The following is a 17,117-nucleotide window of genomic DNA, read 5'->3' as shown; positions in this document are numbered from 1 at the left end:
AGCCGCACCAAAGCCGTATATTCCTACCTAGGATTTCACTGCTTCTTACAAATTTTTCACCAAACCCTGCCAACGTCTAAGCTTCAGACAAAGCAAGACGAAAAAACTGGCCGGATTTGAAGACTATGGGCGCACTGTGGCAATCGGAACCAACCAGAACGGAAGCACCCGAGACACATCTGGCTGAGGCTCCATTGCCCAAGACTCCACGCCAGCGTCGGCTGTGGTGGCGGCTGATCGTGCTCATCGTGCTGCTGGCGATCGTCGCCATAGGTTTTGCCGCCTATGACGAAATGCGCACCTCGAAACTGCAGGCGCGCGAATTCAGCCGGCTGGCCAGCACCCTTACCTACTCGCTCGAACCCGGCCCGAGCGATGCCATCGTGTACCCAGGTGACGGGCCCTTCGACAAACGCCTGGGCTACAGCGCACTGGGCGAATTCCTGCCGCGCCTGCTCAAGCGTGACTACCTGATCAGCGAGCAGGTGCGCTTCTCGCCGGCTTTGATGAACTATGTCGAGCACGGCCTGTTCGTGCCCTACGTGGAAAAGATCCAGACCGGCCTGTCGATCACCGACTGCCGGGGCGAGGACCTGTACCACTACAACTACCCCCAGCACCTGTACCCGGACTTCGCCTCGATCCCTCCGGTGGTGGTCAACAGCCTGCTGTTCATCGAAAACCGCGACCTGCTCAAGCCCGACGACCCGCACAACAACCCGGCAGTGGACTGGCCGCGCTTCGCCAAGGCCGCCTACAGCCAGGTCGCCAAGTACCTGGCCCTGCCCGGTCAGTCGGCCGGTGGCAGTACCCTGGCGACCCAATTGGAGAAATACCGCCATTCGCCGGACGGCCTGACCGTCTCCGGCGCCGAGAAGATCCGCCAGATGATTTCCGCCAGCGTGCGCGCCTACCTGGCCGGGCCGGACACCACCGAGGCACGGGAGCGCATCGCCCGCGACTACCTCAACAGCGTGCCGCTCTCGGCAGTACCGGGCCACGGCGAAGTACATGGCATGGCCGAGGGCCTGCGGGTCTGGTACGGCGCCGACTTCGACCAGGTCAACCAGGTGCTCTCCTCCACCACCACCGACCCTGAGAGCATGGCTGCCCGGGGTTTGGCGCTGCGCCAGGTTCTGTCGCTGATGATCGCCCAGCGCAGGCCCTCCCATTACCTGTCCAAGGGCCGGGTTGAGCTGGCCGAGCTCACCAATGCGCATATCCGCGTGCTGGCCGCCAACGGCGTGATCGACCGGCCCCTGGCCGATGCCGCGCAGGCCAGCAAGGCGGTGTATCGCGACTGGGTGGCCCAACCGACCATCGTGCCGATCGTCACCAACAAGGGCATCAGCCTGGCTCGCAACCGCCTGGCGGCCATGCTCAACCGCCCCCTGTACGACCTGGACCGCCTCGACGTGTCCGCCACCAGCACCCTGCAGGCCGACCTACAGATGCAAGTCAGCCAATACCTGAAGAACCTCTCCGACCCCGAGTTCGCCGCGCAGATGGGGCTGATCGGCGAACGCTTGCTGACCACCAAGACCACCGACCAGGTGCGCTACAGCTTCACCCTGTTCGAGCGCACCGCCGACGGCTCGCGGGTACGGGTACAGACTGACAGCACCGACCAGCCCTTCGACATCAACGAAGGCAGCAAACTGGAGCTGGGCTCCACCGCCAAGCTGCGGGTGCTGACCACCTACCTGGAGATCATCGCCGAACTGCACGACAAGTACGCCGGCAAGCCCGTGGCCGAGCTGAAGAAAGTGCCAGTGGCCGAACTCGACCGTATCACCCAATGGTCGCTGGAATGGCTGATGCAGAACAGCAAGGACCAGAACCTCGACGCGATGCTCGATGCGGCCCTCGAGCGCAAGTACTCGGCCAACACCGGCGAAGCCTTCTTCACCGGCGGTGGCATGCACGTGTTCAACAACTTTCGCAAGGAAGACAACAGCCGCAATCCGACCCTCAAGGATGCCCTGCGCGAATCGATCAACCTGCCGTTCATCCGCCTGATGCGCGACCTGGTGCGCTACGTTACCTACCAGCAGCCCTATAACCGCGAGCCACTGCTCAAGGACGACTCCGATCCACGCCGTCAGGAATACCTGGCACGCTTCGCCGACAAGGAAGGCACCAACTACCTGATGCGCTTCTGGCGCAAGTACCAGCGCAAGACCTCCCAGCAGCGCCTGGACACCTTCCTCGACAGCATGCGCGTGACGCCGCAGCGCCTGGCCGCCGTACACCGCTACCTGTTCCCCGAAGCGGGCCAGGAAACCTTCAACGCCTTCGTCCGCGCCCACAGCGCCAATGACAAGAAGGCCCTGGCCAAGCTCACCGACGGGCGCCTGTCGGAAATGTACGACGCCTACGGCCCGGGCAAGTACGACCTGCCGGACCAAGGCTACATCGCCAAGGTGCACCCGCTGGACCTGTGGCTGCTGGGCTACCTGTTGAAGAACCCTGGCGCCTCGCTCACCGAAATGGTCAACGACAGCCGCTTCGAGCGCCAGGAGGTCTACAGCTGGTTGTTCAAGAGCCGCCACAAGGGCGCCCGCGACAGCCGCATCCGCACCATGGTGGAGATCGAGGCCTTCCTGGACATCCACCAGCGCTGGAAGCGTGTGGGCTACCCGTTCGACCATCTGGTGCCGTCGCTGGCCACCGCCATCGGCAGCTCCGGCGACCGTCCGGCGGCCCTGGCCGAACTGGTGGGCATCATCCAGAACGATGGCGTGCGCTTGCCCACCTTGCGCATCGATACCCTGCATTTCGCGGCCAACACGCCCTACGAGACCAAGCTGATCAGCGACCCGGACCGTGGCCAGCGGATCCTCCCGGTGGCGGTGGCCCGGGCCCTCAAGGGGGCGATGTCCCAAGTGGTGGACGCCGGTACCGCACGGCGCATTTCCGGCAGCTTCAAGTTGCAAGACGGTACGTCGCTGGTCATGGGCGGCAAGACCGGCACCGGTGACAACCGCATCGAAAGCTTCGGTGCAGGCGGCCGGCTGATCGGCTCGCGCTCGCTTAACCGCACCGCCACCTTCGTGTTCTTCCTCGGCGAGAACCACTTCGGCACCCTTACCGCCTTCGTCCCGGGCCGCACGGCAGAAGCCTTCACCTTCACCTCGGCCCTGCCGGTGCAGGTTCTCAAAGGCATGGCACCAATCCTCATGCCCTACCTGGAACCGGGCAGCGCCACGGAGTGCAAGGCACCGCAGCTGGCGGCTCGTGTGCAATAAACAAGGGCCGCTTCGCGCCCCATCGCCGGCAAGCCGGCTCCCACCAGTCCGGTGCTGCTGGTGTAGACACCCCCTGAGCCGGCGATTGGGCCGGATCTATCAAAAATACTGATGAGAATTATCCGCATTTAGAGCCTTGTGCTGAGATATATCTTGAGTAATATCTTGCGATATATCTAAACCCAAAGGCACCCGCCAATGCGTGACCACGACCCCTTCGAACGCCGCCCCAGCCGCGGCGAACGCGGCCCCCGGGTATTCGCCCCAGGCGATCTCAGGCTGCTCCTGCTGTCGATGCTGGCCGAGCAACCAGGCCATGGCTATGACCTCATCCGCCAGATCGAAAGCCTCTTCGACGGCAGCTACACCCCTAGCCCCGGCGTCATCTACCCCACCCTGAACTACCTGGAAGAGGCCGAATTGATCACAGGCCACGTGCAGGGCAGCAAACGCCTCTATGCCATCACCGAGGCCGGCCGCCGGGCCTTGGCCGACCAGGCCGTGGCGCTCGATGGCGTACGCATGCGCATCGAGGTGAGCAAACGCGCCCTGCGCGGCCACGACCGCCCGCCTGAAATCCACGAGGCGGTCAGCAATCTGCGCCATGCCCTGCACATGCACAGCGGGCACTGGAGCACCGAGGAAATCGAGCGCGTGCGCAAACTGCTCAACGATACGGCCAAGGCCATCGCCTCCGGCCCGGATGAACCTGTCATGGAGAACACCCCATGAGCGACACCATTGTTCGCGTCAACCACGAAATCCGCCAACGCCGCCTGCAGGTCCTGCGGGTCATCGACCTGACGCCACGCATGCGCCGTATCACCCTCGCAGGCCCGGAGCTACAAGGTTTCACCAGCCTCGGCAGCGACGATCACATCAAGCTGCTGTTCGCCCGGAACCCGGACGAACAACGGGCCATCGACGCCCGGACCCTCGGCCGTGACGGCGGCGCCCGCCCGACCATGCGCGAATACACGCCACGGCGCATCGACCTGGCGGCCAACGAGCTGGACATCGACTTCGTGCTGCACGGCGACGGCCCCGCCTCGACCTGGGCCGCCCAGGCCACCCCCGGCCAGATCCTGGACATAGCAGGCCCACGCGCCTCGATGGTGGTGCCGGACATTTTCGACAGCTACCTGCTGATCGGCGACGAAACCGCCCTGCCCGCTATCGGCCGCCGCCTGGAGGACTTGCCTGCGGGCCGCCAGGCGCTGGTGCTGGTCCAGGTCGAAAGCGAGCAGGAGCGCCAGCCGTTGCCGAGCAAGGCGCAGGTCGAGGTGATTTGGATCCACCGGCATGAGCAAGACCTGCTGGCCCTGGTGAAAGGTCTGGCACTACCGCAAGGTGCGCTGTACACCTGGGTCGCGCTGGAGAAGACCCTCACCCGCCAGGCCAAGGCGCTGTTGCTGGAGAAGGGCGTGCGTGAAGATGCGCTGAAAGCGGCAGCCTACTGGCGCCTGGACAGCAGTGCCGACGACGCATGAAGAATGCAGTCGGTGCAGCGCTGTAGAAATGGGCTCGCCCCGCGATGGGGCCAGCGCCGCCTCAACAGGCTCGCGCCAAACGCCGCCCCTGCCACCGATCCAGCCCGATCAACACCAACCCGATCCCCCAGAAGCCGACCAGCACCCCAAGGGCATTGAGCATCACCTGCCCATAGCCAAGGCTGGTCACGTCGATGAACGGGTAGGCGTACATGCCGATTTCGCTTCCCCGCCACAAGGCATAGGCAAAATACAGCGCCGGGTACAGGCTCCACGCCGCCAGGTGCCACAACCGCAGGCTGCCCTTGGGCACCCTGCACCACCAGTACAGCACGCACAGCAGCGGCATCACGTCGTGCAGCAGTTCATCGGCCAGCCATTGCCAGCCCTGGGGCTGCCACAGATGGCGCAGCAATACGCTGTAGGCCAGCGCCACCAGCACGATGCTCGCAGTGATACCCGAGCCCACCATGGGCGACAGGAAGAACCGCCGCGCGCCTGATGCCCGGCCGAATGCCGCGTAGCTGAGCAGTGTGGCGACCAGGGTATTGGTCAGGACGGTGAAATAACCAAAGACATTGATCAGCCCGCCGACCAGGCTGGCCTGCTCCTGCCAACGCGCCCAGAGCACCAGGTAGACCTGTATGGCAAGGCCGCTCCAGCCCAGCAATGCGCTCAAGCTCAGCCAGGGATGCCGCTGCATTCAGCCCGCCCGTTGCAGCTTCACGTAGAGCTGCTCCACCTTCTCCCTCGCCCATGGCGTCTTGCGCAGGAAGGTCAGGCTCGACTTGATGCTCGGGTCGCTCTTGAAGCAACGGATATCGATACGCGCGGCCAAGCCCTGCCATTGGTAGTGGGCGACCAGCTCGGTGAGGATCTGCTCCAGGGTCTTGCCATGCAGCGCGTTGTGTTGGGCCGTGCCCATGGTTGTGCTCCAGCGGGTAAAGATGCGCACCTTACACGAGTGTAGTGGCCCGGTGGGCTGCCGAGCACTGCTGCGTTGCGTGGCGAGCCGAAAACCGCTGGCCAGAGGGAAACGGTTTGTGCTGGAATAGTGATGTTATATTGTAACAACAGCCATTTCTGCCAAGGAACGCCACAGTCCCATGCTGCACATCCCGCTGCGTCTTTCTCCCCTCGCCGTTGCCCTCTGGCTCGCCTCCACGCCCAGCCAGGCGCTGGAGCTCGAACCCCAGGTCATCACCGCGAACCCGCTGGGCAATCGTCAACTCGCCACGCCCACTACCGTCCTCGAAGGCGACGCCTTGCTTCAACAGCAACAAGGCAGCCTCGGCGAAACCCTCAACAAGCAGCCCGGCGTCGCCTCCACCTGGTTCGGCCCTGGCGCCAGCCGTCCGGTGATCCGCGGCCTGGATGGCGACCGCATCCGCATCCTGCGCAACGGCGTCGGCGCCCTGGATGCCTCGTCCCTCTCCTATGACCATGCCGTGCCGCTGGACCCTGTGAACGTGGAGCGCATCGAGATCATCCGTGGCCCGGCCGCCCTGCTGTACGGCGGCAATGCTATCGGTGGGGTGGTCAATACCTTCGACAACCGCATCCCCGACGCACCCATCGAGGGCCTGCACGGGGCCGGCGAGCTACGCTACGGCGGCGCCGACACCACCCGCAGCAGTGCCGGCAAGCTCGAGGCGGGCAATGGCGCCTTCGCCCTGCACCTGGACGCCAACAGCCGCCAGTTCAACGACCTGCACATCCCCGGGTACGCCCGCAGTTCCAAGGTGCGCGATGTAGACGAGCCCGGCAGCCGGCACCGCCTGGAAAACAGCGATGGGCGCCAGGATGGTGGCGCGATCGGCGGCGCCTACCACTGGGACCACGGCTATACCGGCCTGTCCTACAGCCGCTATGACAGCAATTACGGCTCGGTTGCCGAACCGGGCGTACGCCTGGACATGCAGCAGGACCACTACGGTTTCGCCTCCGAGCTACGCGACCTGGACGGCCCGTTCAGTTCGGTCAAGTTCGATGCCGGCTACACCGACTACCAGCACCGCGAGATCGAAAGCGGCGAAGTCCACACCACCTTCAAGAACAAAGGCTACGAAGCCCGCCTCGAAGCCCGTCACCAGCCGCTCGGGCCATTCGAGGGGGTGATTGGCGCCCAGGTCAGCCGCAATGAATTCTCCGCCCTGGGCGAGGAAGCGTTCGTGCCGCACACCGATACCGACAGCCTGGCGCTGTTCTTGCTGGAGCAGTGGCAAGCCAGCGAGCGCCTGGCCCTGAGCCTCGGCGCACGCCTGGAACACACCCGGGTCGACCCCGATGCCAAGGGCAACGAAACGTTCGCTGGAGCAGACAGCACCGCCAGCTTCAATGCCGCCAGCCTGTCCTCGGGCGCGGTGTACCAGCTCGACCCGGTCTGGTCGCTGGCCGCAAGCCTCGGCTACACCGAACGTGCGCCGACCTTCTACGAGCTGTACGCCAATGGCGCCCATGTCGCCACGGGCGCCTATGAAGTAGGCGACCCGAACCTGGACAAGGAAAAGGCCCTTTCCGCTGACCTGGCGCTGCGTTTCGACAACGGCACGCACAAGGGCAGCGTCGGCGTGTTCTACAGCCATTTTCGCAACTACATCGGCCTGATCGGCACGGGCAACCTGCGCGAAGGTCATGACCACGATCACGAAGAACACGACCATGAACATGACCATGGCGACCTGCCTGAGTACCTGTACCAGGGCGTACGGGCCCGCTTCTATGGCATCGAAGCCCAGGACCGCTGGCAATTGCTCGAGAATCGCTACGGCAGCTTCGCCCTGGAACTGTCCGGCGACTACACCCGCGCCAAGAACCTCGACAGCGGTGAGGCATTGCCACGCATTGCACCGCTACGCCTGAACACCGGGTTGGTCTGGGAACGGGACCGCTGGCAGGCACGGGTGGATGTGCAACATGCCGCTTCGCAGCATCGCAAGCCTGCCAACGAGACCAGCACCGATGGCTACACCACCCTGGGCGCCAGCCTGGGTTACCGCTTCGACATCGGTCAGAGCCAGTGGCTGGCCTTCGTGCGCGGCGAGAACCTGACCGACCAGACAGTACGCTACGCCAGTTCGATCCTGCGGGACGTAGCGCCAGCGGCCGGGCGCAGTGTACAGGTCGGCTTGCGCACCTCGTTCTGACGTTGTGCTGCCCCTGTAGGAGCAGCCTTGTGCCGCGATCGAAGGCGAAGCCCTTGCCAGGCGACGGCGATATCAGGTCGGGCCTGATCGCGGGACAAGCCCGCTCCTACAGGGACTACCTGCACTCTGCGCGAAAGCGCAGCTCGGTGCCGTACTGTTACTTCTCAAGCAACAATCCACTGCGACATTTTGTCTTTTTTTCTTACAAGTTCCCCTATATCCTCCACGCCGCACGCTGAAACGCTTCACCCCTGAACCTTGCAGCCGTTTCCATCGAAGGGCCCGTCCATTCGATGCGATTGCCGTTGCCCAATAATCAAAAAGATAGCGCTATCTCATGTTCCAACTGCCCAATATCCGCTCTTCCAGCCTTGCCCTCGCCACCCTCCTCTGTGGCCTGCCCTCCGCCAGCGGCGCCCATGAAATGTTCGCCAGCGACTCGCCCTGGATGCTCGGCGACTGGAACGGGGCCCGCAGCGAACTGCTGGAAAAAGGCTACGACTTCACCTTCGGCTACACCGGCGAAATGGGCAGCAACCTGCATGGCGGCTACGACCATGACCGCACCGCGCGCTACAGCGACCAGTTCACCTTCGGTAGCCACCTGGACCTGGAGAAAATCCTCGGCTGGCACGACAGCGAATTCCAGCTGACCATCACCGAACGCCACGGCCAGAACATCAGCAACGACCGCATCAACGACCCGCGTGTCGGCGGTTTCACCTCGGCCCAGGAAGTCTGGGGACGCGGTGAAACCTGGCGCCTGACCCAGCTGTGGATCAAGCAGAAGTACTTCGATGGCGCCCTGGATGTGAAATTTGGCCGCTTCGGCGAAGGCGAGGACTTCAACAGCTTCCCCTGCGACTTCCAGAACCTGGCGTTCTGCGGCTCCCAGGTGGGCAACTGGGTGGGCGGCATCTGGTACAACTGGCCCGTCAGCCAGTGGGCGCTGCGGGTGCGCTACAACCTCAACGACGAACTCTACGCCCAGGTCGGCGTGTTCGAGCAGAACCCCTCGAACCTGGAGTCGGGCAACGGCTTCAAGCTCAGCGGCAGCGGCACCCAGGGCGCCGTCATGCCGATCGAACTGGTATGGAGCCCAAGGATCAATGGTCTTGAAGGGGAATATCGCGCCGGCTACTACTACAGTAATGCCAAGGCACAGGATGTTCTGAAGGACAGCGATGGTCAGCCAGCAGCCCTGAGCGGCCAGGCCTACCGCAGCAGCTCGAGCAAGCATGGCTTCTGGCTCGGCGCGCAGCAGCAGGTAACCTCGCTGGCCTCGGACCAGTCCCGCGGCCTGAGCCTCTTCGCCAATGCCACGATGCACGACAAGAAGACCAATGCCATCGACAACTATGTTCAGGCAGGTGTGGTGTACAAAGGGCCATTCGATGCCCGCGCCAAGGACGATATCGGCTTCGCCCTCGCTCGCGTGCACGTCAACCCCGGCTACCGCAAGAACGCCCGCCTCATCAACCAGGCCGCCGGCCTGGCCGACTACGACAACCCCGGCTACCTGCCCGTGCAGGACACCGAATACAGCGCCGAACTCTACTACGGCATCCACCTTGCCGACTGGCTCACCGTACGCCCCAACCTGCAGTACATCCGTCATCCGGGCGGAGTGTCGCAGGTCGACGCCGCCCTGATCGGCGGCCTGAAGATCCAGAGCAGTTTCTAACCCCACCCTTCGACCTACGGAGAACATACGATGAGCACTGACGGTGCCAAGAATGGAACCCGCTGGCTACCGCGCCTTCTGGGCGTGCTGCTGTTGCTGATGGGCCTGGCCCTGCTGGCCGGTGGCATCAAGCTGAGCCAGCTGGGAGGTTCCCTGTACTACCTGATCGCCGGCATTGGCTTTGCCTTGTCCGGTATCCTCCTGCTGGCCATGCGCCGCATCGCCCTGGGCCTGTATGGCCTGGTGCTACTGGGCAGCACCGCCTGGGCCTTGTGGGAAGTGGGCCTGGACTGGTGGCAACTGGTGCCACGCCTGGCCATCTGGTTCGCCATTGGCGTGTTGTTGCTGCTGCCCTGGGCCCGTCGCCCATTGGTCGGCCCTTCCTCCAAGGTCAACACAGCGCTGTTGAGCGTCGCGGTCGTCGCATCCGGCGCCAGCGCCCTGGGCAGCCAGTTCACCCACCCGGGCGAAGTGTTCGGCGAACTGGGCCGCGAGAGCAGCGAGATGGCCAGCGCCGCACCGGCCATGCCGGACGGTGAGTGGCAGGCCTACGGCCGTACCGAGTACGGCGACCGCTATTCGCCGCTGCGCCAGATCACCCCGCAGAACGCCTACCGCCTGGAAGAGGCCTGGCGCATCCGCACCGGCGACCTGCCGACGGAAAACGACCCGGTGGAGCTGACCAACCAGAACACCCCGCTGAAGGTCAATGGCAAGCTCTACGCCTGCACCGCCCACAGCCAGCTGCTGGCCCTGGACCCGGACACCGGCGCCGAGATCTGGCGCTACGACCCGCAGGTCAAGAGCCCAGTCGGCACCTTCAAGGGCTTCGCCCACATGACCTGCCGCGGCGTCTCCTACTACGACGAGAACCGCTATGTCAGCCGTGACGGCAGCCCCGCGCCGAAGGTCTCCGAGGCCGGCCAGGCCGTGGCCCAGGCCTGCCCGCGTCGCCTCTACCTGCCGACCGCCGATGCGCGCCTGATCGCCATCAATGCCGACACCGGCAAGGTCTGCGAAGGCTTCGCCAACCAGGGCGTGATCGACCTGACCCGTGGCATCGGCCCATTCACCGCCGGTGGCTACTACTCCACCTCGCCCGCAGCGATCACCCGTGACCTGGTGATCATCGGCGGCCACGTGACCGACAACGAGTCGACCAACGAGCCGTCCGGCGTGATCCGCGCCTACGACGTGCACGACGGCCGCCTGGTGTGGAACTGGGACAGCAACAACCCGGACGACACCGCGCCCCTGGCCGACGGCAAGATGTACAGCCGCAACTCGGCCAACATGTGGTCGATCGCCAGCGTCGACGAAGAGCTGGGCATGATCTACCTGCCGCTGGGCAACCAGACCCCTGACCAGTGGGGCGCGAACCGCACACCAGGCGCCGAGAAGTACAGCGCCGGCATCGTCGCCCTGGACCTGGCCACCGGCAAGGCGCGCTGGAACTACCAGTTCACCCACCACGACCTGTGGGACATGGACGTGGGCAGCCAACCGACCCTGGTGCACCTGAAGACCGACGACGGCGTCAAGCCGGCGGTCATCGTGCCCACCAAGCAAGGCAGCCTGTATGTGCTCGATCGCCGCGACGGCACCCCGATCGTGCCGATCCGCGAGATCCCGGTACCCCAGGGCGCAGTGAAAGGCGACCGCACCTCGCCGACCCAGGCCCGCTCCGACCTCAACCTGCTCGGCCCCGAGCTGACCGAACAGGCCATGTGGGGCGCCACGCCGTTCGACCAGATGCTGTGCCGTATCCAGTTCCGCGAACTGCGCTACGAAGGCCAGTACACTCCGCCATCGGAGCAGGGCTCGCTGGTCTACCCGGGCAACGTCGGCGTGTTCAACTGGGGCAGTGTCTCGGTCGACCCGGTGCGCCAGCTACTGTTCACTTCGCCGAACTACATGGCCTTCGTCTCGAAGATGGTGCCGCGCGAGAAAGTCGCCGCCGGCAGCAAACGCGAGAGCGAAACCAGCGGCGTGCAGCCGAACACCGGTGCGCCGTACGCGGTGATCATGCACCCGTTCATGTCGCCGCTGGGCGTGCCTTGCCAGGCGCCGGCCTGGGGCTATGTGGCCGCCATCGACCTGTTCACCAACAAAGTCGTGTGGAAGCACAAGAACGGCACCACCCGCGACAGCACCCCGGTACCGATCGGCCTGCCCGTGGGCGTGCCGAGCATGGGCGGCTCGATCGTCACCGCAGGTGGCGTGGCTTTCCTCAGCGGCACCCTGGACCAGTACCTGCGCGCCTATGACGTGAACAACGGCAAGGAGCTGTGGAAAGCTCGCCTGCCAGCCGGCGGCCAGGCCACACCGATGACCTACACCGGCAAGGATGGTAAGCAGTACGTGCTGGTCACCGCTGGCGGCCATGGTTCGCTGGGCACCAAGATGGGTGACTACATCATTGCCTACAAGTTGGCCGAGTAACGTTCCCGAGCCCCGCCTGCGGGGCTCATTGGCCTGAACCGCCTCATCGCCGGCAAGCCGGCTCCCACCTGTCCTGCGCTGTTTTCAGAAACACCGCCATACCTGTGGGAGCCGGCTTGCCGGCGATGAGGCTCGTGCAGGTCACGCACGGATGAACCCCTCCCCTTCGTCTACCATTGAAACCTGCCAACCACCGCCCCATCTAAGCACCATAGTCATTCACGCAGGTGCCCCATGAGCGACCAGCAGGATCTTCCGGACCACCCAGACGAACACGAAACAGTCGAACACCTCGAAGCCAAGGCCACGCCTGGCCACCACCTCGCCCTGCCCGGCCAGCAACTGCCGGACAAGGTCTACGTGATCCCGATTCACAACCGCCCGTTCTTCCCGGCCCAGGTCCTGCCGGTGATCGTCAACGAAGAACCCTGGGCGGAAACCCTCGACCTGGTGGCCAAGACGCCACACCATGCCCTGGCGCTGTTCTTCATGGACGAGCCCGCCGAAGACCACCGCCATTTCGACACCTCGGCCCTGCCGCAGTACGGCACCCTGGTCAAGGTCCACCATGCCAGCCGCGAGAACGGCAAGCTGCAATTCGTCGCCCAGGGCCTGACCCGGGTGCGCATCCGCACCTGGCTCAAGCACCATCGCCCGCCCTACCTGGTGGAGGTGGACTACCCGCGCCAACCGGCCGAGCCCACCGACGAAGTGAAGGCCTACGGCATGGCCCTGATCAACGCGATCAAGGAGCTGCTGCCGCTCAATCCGCTGTACAGCGAAGAGCTGAAGAACTACCTCAACCGCTTCAGCCCCAACGACCCGTCACCCTTGACCGACTTCGCCGCGGCGCTGACCTCCGCCACCGGTTCGCAGTTGCAGGAAGTGCTCGACTGCGTGCCGATGCTCAAGCGCATGGAGAAAGTCCTGCCGATGCTGCGCAAGGAAGTCGAGGTCGCACGCCTGCAGAACGAGATCTCCGCCGAGGTCAACCGGCAGATCGGCGAACACCAGCGCGAGTTCTTCCTCAAGGAACAGCTCAAGGTCATCCAGCAGGAGCTGGGCCTGACCAAGGACGACCGCAGCGCCGACCTCGAGCAGTTCCAGCAACGCCTGGAAGGCAAGACCCTGCCGGAGCAGGCGAAAAAACGGATCGACGAAGAGATGGGCAAGCTGGCGATCCTCGAGACCGGCTCGCCCGAATACGCCGTCACCCGCAACTACCTGGACTGGGCCACCGCCCTGCCCTGGGGCGTGTACGGCCAGGACAAGCTCGACCTCAAGCACGCGCGCAAGGTCCTCGACCAGCATCATGCCGGCCTCGACGACATCAAGGAGCGTATCCTCGAATTCCTCGCCGTGGGTGCCTGGAAGGGTGAGATCAGCGGTTCCATCGTGCTGCTGGTGGGCCCGCCCGGGGTGGGCAAGACCAGTATCGGCAAGTCCATCGCCGAAAGCCTCGGCCGGCCGTTCTACCGTTTCAGCGTCGGCGGCATGCGCGACGAGGCAGAGATCAAGGGCCACCGGCGCACCTACATCGGTGCCCAGCCAGGCAAGCTGGTGCAAGCGCTGAAGGACGTCGAGGTGATGAACCCGGTGATCATGCTCGACGAGATCGACAAGATGGGCCAGAGCTACCAGGGCGACCCGGCCTCGGCCTTGCTCGAGACCCTCGACCCCGAGCAGAACGTCGACTTCCTAGACCACTACCTGGACCTGCGCCTGGACCTGTCCAAGGTCCTGTTCGTGTGCACCGCCAACACCCTGGACTCGATCCCCGGCCCCCTGCTCGACCGCATGGAAGTGATCCGCCTCTCCGGCTACATCACCGAGGAGAAACTGGCGATCGCCAAGCGTCACCTGTGGCCCAAGCAGCTGGACAAGGCCGGCGTGGCCAAGAGCAGCCTGGCTATCAGCGACAGCGCCCTGCGCACGGTGATCGAGGGCTACGCCCGCGAGGCCGGTGTCCGCCAGCTGGAAAAACAGCTGGGCAAGCTGGTGCGCAAGGCGGTGGTCAAGCTTCTGGAGAACCCCGACGCCAAGCTCAAGATCGGTACCAAGGACCTGGAGCCGGCCCTGGGCATGCCGGTGTTCCGCAGCGAGCAGGTGCTGGCCGGCAAGGGTGTGATCACAGGCCTGGCCTGGACCAGCATGGGCGGCGCCACACTGCCGATCGAAGCCACCCGTATCCATACCCTCAACCGCGGCTTCAAGCTCACCGGCAAGCTGGGCGATGTGATGAAGGAATCCGCCGAAATCGCCTACAGCTACGTCAGCTCCAACCTCAAGCAGTACGGGGGCGACCCGGGCTTCTTCAACGAAGCCTTCATCCACCTGCACGTACCCGAGGGCGCCACGCCCAAGGATGGCCCTAGCGCCGGCATCACCATGGCCAGCGCCCTGCTGTCCCTGGCCCGCGACCAGGCGCCGAAGAAAGGCGTGGCCATGACCGGCGAGCTGACCCTGACCGGGCAGGTACTGCCGATCGGTGGCGTGCGCGAGAAGGTGATCGCGGCACGCCGGCAGAAGATCTTCGAGCTGATCCTGCCGGAAGCCAACCGCGGTGACTTCGAAGAACTGCCCGACTACCTGCGCGAAGGGTTGACGGTGCATTTCGCCAAGCGCTTCGCCGACGTGGCGAAGGTGTTGTTCTGATGCTGTAAAGCGCCCCATCGCCGGCAAGCCGGCTCCCACAGGTATAGCGGTGTCTCTGAAAGCAGCGCAGTACAGGTGGGAGCCGGCTTGCCGGCGATGGGGCCATCCTCAGCGCTGGCCATGTGTGTGGGGCGTGTCCCGCGAGTGGTCCGGCCAGGCAACACAAAACGCCACCCGGTTCGGTTATCCTCAGGCCATCGCCAGCCTACGGAGCCACCATGACCACCTTTCGTCTGCTCGCCCCCCTGGGCCTCGCCCTGCTCACCGCCTGCGCCCAGCACCCGACGCACACCGTCGAACTGGACGCCGAGAGCGAATGTCCCCAACACCTTCAGGTCGGCCAGAACCTGACCCTGACCCTACCCAGCAACCCCAGCACCGGGTACCGCTGGCTGGTGCAAAACCCTGCACCGGAGGTCCTGCAAAGCATGGGGCCGGAGGTCTACAACACCCCTGAGGAGGCCGGTATCGTCGGCAGTGCCGGGACATCCACCTGGCGCTTCCAGGCCAAGGCCAGCGGCGAGGGGCACTTGATCCTGGTCTACCAGCAGCCCTGGGCGCCGGAAGTACGGCCGGTGCAGACCTTCGACTGCGCGATCCAGGTGCAATAACGGCAGCTTCCGATCAGTCGGTCATGCATCCGCGTCACGGTTTGGCTAAAATGCCCGCCCTTCATATCGCCAGCCAGCCGGACTCACCGTGAGCAAAGAACCCGACCGCCTTTTCGCCCAGCCCCTGGAGCAGGTGCCCGACTTCGTCTTCAACGAGGATGTGGTGCGCGTGTTCCCGGACATGATCAAGCGTTCGGTGCCCGGTTACCCGACCATCGTCGAAAACCTCGGCGTGCTCGCCGCCCGCTTCGCCCAGCCGAACACCGCTCTGTACGACCTGGGCGCTTCGCTGGGGGCAGTGACCCAATCGCTGCGCCGCCATGTGCGCAACGATGGCTGCCGGGTCATCGCCGTGGACAACTCCGCGGCCATGGTCGAACGCTGCCGCCAGTACCTGACCGCACAGGACTCGATGTTCCAGGAACTGCTGCCGGTGCAGGTGCTCGAGGCGGATATCCTCACCCTGCCCCTGGAACCGGCCTCGGTGGTGGCGATGAACTTCACCCTGCAATTCATCGCGCCCGAGCGACGCCTGGAACTGCTCGGCCGTATCCGCCAGGCCCTGCTGCCCGGCGGCGCGCTGATCCTTTCCGAGAAGCTGCGCTTCGAGGACGACCAGGAGCAGACGCTGCTCAACGAACTGCACCTGGACTTCAAGCGTGCCAATGGCTACAGCGAACTGGAAATCGCCCAGAAACGCAGCGCCATCGAGAACGTGATGAAACCCGACACCCTGCAAACCCACACGCAGCGCCTGCGCGACGCGGGGTTCTCCAAGGTCGTCCCCTGGTTCCAATGCCTCAACTTCGCCTCACTGATTGCCCTGCCATGATCGATCTCTCTCCCCTCGTCCGCCGCCTGGCGGGAACCCCGCTTGCCGCTTGGTCCCAAGGCCTGCAGGCACAACTGCAGGCCAAGCTGGAAAAAGGCCACGGTGACCTCGACCGCTGGCGCGGCGCCCTGGAGGCCTTGCCGCAGTTGACGCCGAGCGAGATCGACCTGGCCAACGGCCTGCGCCTGGACTGCGCCTGCGACCAGGCCACCCGTACCCGCATGCATGACGCTCTGATGGGCCTGTCGCCGTGGCGCAAGGGGCCGTTCGACCTGTTCGGCGTGCACGTGGACACCGAATGGCGCTCGGACTGGAAGTGGTCGCGGGTCAGCCCGCACCTGGACCTCAAGGGCAAGCGCGTGCTCGATGTCGGCTGCGGCAACGGCTACTACCAGTGGCGCATGCTCGGTGCCGGTGCCGACATGGTGATCGGCGTCGACCCGAACTGGCTGTTCTTCTGCCAGTTCCAGGCGGTGCAGAAATACCTGCCCGACCTGCCCGCCTGGCACTTGCCGTTCGCCCTGGAAGAGCTGCCGGCGAACCTGGAAGGCTTCGACACCGTCTTTTCCATGGGGGTGTTCTATCACCGACGCTCGCCCATCGAGCACCTGCTGGCGCTCAAGGACTGCCTGGTCAAGGGCGGCGAGCTGGTACTGGAGACCTTGGTGATCGAGGGTGACGAACACCAGGTGCTGGTGCCTGAGGACCGTTACGCACAGATGCGCAATGTCTGGTTCCTGCCGTCGGTGCCGGCGCTGGAGCGCTGGCTGCGCCGGGCCGGGTTCAGCGATGTGCGCTGCGTGGATGTCAGCGTCACCAGCGTGCAGGAGCAGCGCAGTACCGACTGGATGCGCTACCAGTCGCTGGAGCACTTCCTCGACCCGAACGACCATAGCCGCACGGTCGAAGGCCTGCCGGCGCCGCGCCGCGCCACCTTGCTGGCACGCAAATAAAAAAGGCGTCCCGTCAGCCATTGCGCGTCCATAGCAGGACAAGCCGGGCAGCCGCC

At 64.7% G+C, this 17,117-nt stretch carries 12 protein-coding genes; 10 read left to right on the top strand and 2 right to left on the bottom strand.

Going from position 1 to position 17,117, the window contains the following annotated elements; genetic code table 11:
• The first annotated feature begins 125 nt into the window (after positions 1 to 125).
• The 3 genes from ACXHGZ_RS03915 (at position 126) to ACXHGZ_RS03905 (ending at position 4,738) form a co-directional block, all read left to right on the top strand.
• Positions 126 to 3,248 (top strand): transglycosylase domain-containing protein, encoded by a 3,123-nt coding sequence (locus ACXHGZ_RS03915; RefSeq protein ID WP_480462496.1) that lies wholly within the window; start codon positions 126 to 128, stop codon positions 3,246 to 3,248.
• Positions 3,249 to 3,446: 198 nt separating this feature from the next.
• On the top strand, positions 3,447 to 3,980 hold the full coding sequence (locus ACXHGZ_RS03910) for a PadR family transcriptional regulator (RefSeq protein ID WP_480462495.1): 534 nt from the start codon (positions 3,447 to 3,449) through the stop codon (positions 3,978 to 3,980).
• The gene (locus ACXHGZ_RS03905; protein ID WP_480462493.1) at positions 3,977 to 4,738 is read left to right on the top strand and encodes a siderophore-interacting protein; all 762 of its coding nucleotides are present in this window, start codon (positions 3,977 to 3,979) and stop codon (positions 4,736 to 4,738) included. Before ACXHGZ_RS03910 ends, ACXHGZ_RS03905 begins: the two co-directional genes overlap by 4 nt.
• 61 nt (positions 4,739 to 4,799) lie before the next feature.
• Here ACXHGZ_RS03905 and ACXHGZ_RS03900 read toward each other — a convergent pair whose 3' ends face one another.
• Together ACXHGZ_RS03900 and ACXHGZ_RS03895 are read right to left on the bottom strand one after the other, a co-directional pair.
• Positions 4,800 to 5,441, bottom strand: coding sequence for a Pr6Pr family membrane protein (locus ACXHGZ_RS03900; protein WP_480462492.1), 642 nt, complete (start codon positions 5,439 to 5,441; stop codon positions 4,800 to 4,802).
• Positions 5,442 to 5,663, bottom strand: coding sequence for a VF530 family protein (locus ACXHGZ_RS03895; protein ID WP_480462490.1), 222 nt, complete (start codon positions 5,661 to 5,663; stop codon positions 5,442 to 5,444).
• Between the two features lie 181 nt (positions 5,664 to 5,844).
• Here ACXHGZ_RS03895 and ACXHGZ_RS03890 point away from each other — a divergent pair, with 181 nt between their 5' ends.
• From ACXHGZ_RS03890 to cmoB, 7 genes are all read left to right on the top strand, one after another.
• A complete protein-coding gene (locus tag ACXHGZ_RS03890; protein ID WP_480462488.1) occupies positions 5,845 to 7,884 on the top strand; it encodes a TonB-dependent receptor in 2,040 nt (679 codons plus the stop codon).
• Between the two features lie 337 nt (positions 7,885 to 8,221).
• Entirely contained in the window at positions 8,222 to 9,568 is a 1,347-nt protein-coding gene (locus ACXHGZ_RS03885; protein ID WP_480462486.1) for a carbohydrate porin, read from the top strand.
• Positions 9,569 to 9,598: 30 nt separating this feature from the next.
• Complete coding sequence (locus ACXHGZ_RS03880; RefSeq protein ID WP_480462484.1) at positions 9,599 to 12,010, top strand: glucose/quinate/shikimate family membrane-bound PQQ-dependent dehydrogenase; 2,412 nt, start codon at positions 9,599 to 9,601, stop codon at positions 12,008 to 12,010.
• A 234-nt stretch (positions 12,011 to 12,244) separates the two neighbouring features.
• On the top strand, positions 12,245 to 14,665 hold the full coding sequence (lon, locus tag ACXHGZ_RS03875; RefSeq protein ID WP_480462482.1) for an endopeptidase La: 2,421 nt from the start codon (positions 12,245 to 12,247) through the stop codon (positions 14,663 to 14,665).
• A 218-nt stretch (positions 14,666 to 14,883) separates the two neighbouring features.
• Positions 14,884 to 15,276 (top strand): protease inhibitor I42 family protein, encoded by a 393-nt coding sequence (locus tag ACXHGZ_RS03870; protein WP_224458138.1) that lies wholly within the window; start codon positions 14,884 to 14,886, stop codon positions 15,274 to 15,276.
• Between the two features lie 88 nt (positions 15,277 to 15,364).
• On the top strand, positions 15,365 to 16,108 hold the full coding sequence (gene cmoA / locus ACXHGZ_RS03865) for a carboxy-S-adenosyl-L-methionine synthase CmoA (RefSeq protein ID WP_224458137.1): 744 nt from the start codon (positions 15,365 to 15,367) through the stop codon (positions 16,106 to 16,108).
• The gene (cmoB, locus tag ACXHGZ_RS03860; RefSeq protein WP_368829663.1) at positions 16,105 to 17,061 is read left to right on the top strand and encodes a tRNA 5-methoxyuridine(34)/uridine 5-oxyacetic acid(34) synthase CmoB; all 957 of its coding nucleotides are present in this window, start codon (positions 16,105 to 16,107) and stop codon (positions 17,059 to 17,061) included. The genes cmoA and cmoB overlap by 4 nt, the downstream gene beginning before the upstream one ends.
• The last annotated feature ends 56 nt before the right edge of the window (positions 17,062 to 17,117 follow it).

The organism is Pseudomonas shiyinii (assembly GCF_056725765.1).
The sequence above is the reverse complement of the archived record's forward strand: the minus strand, read 5'-3'. Positions and strand labels throughout refer to the sequence as shown.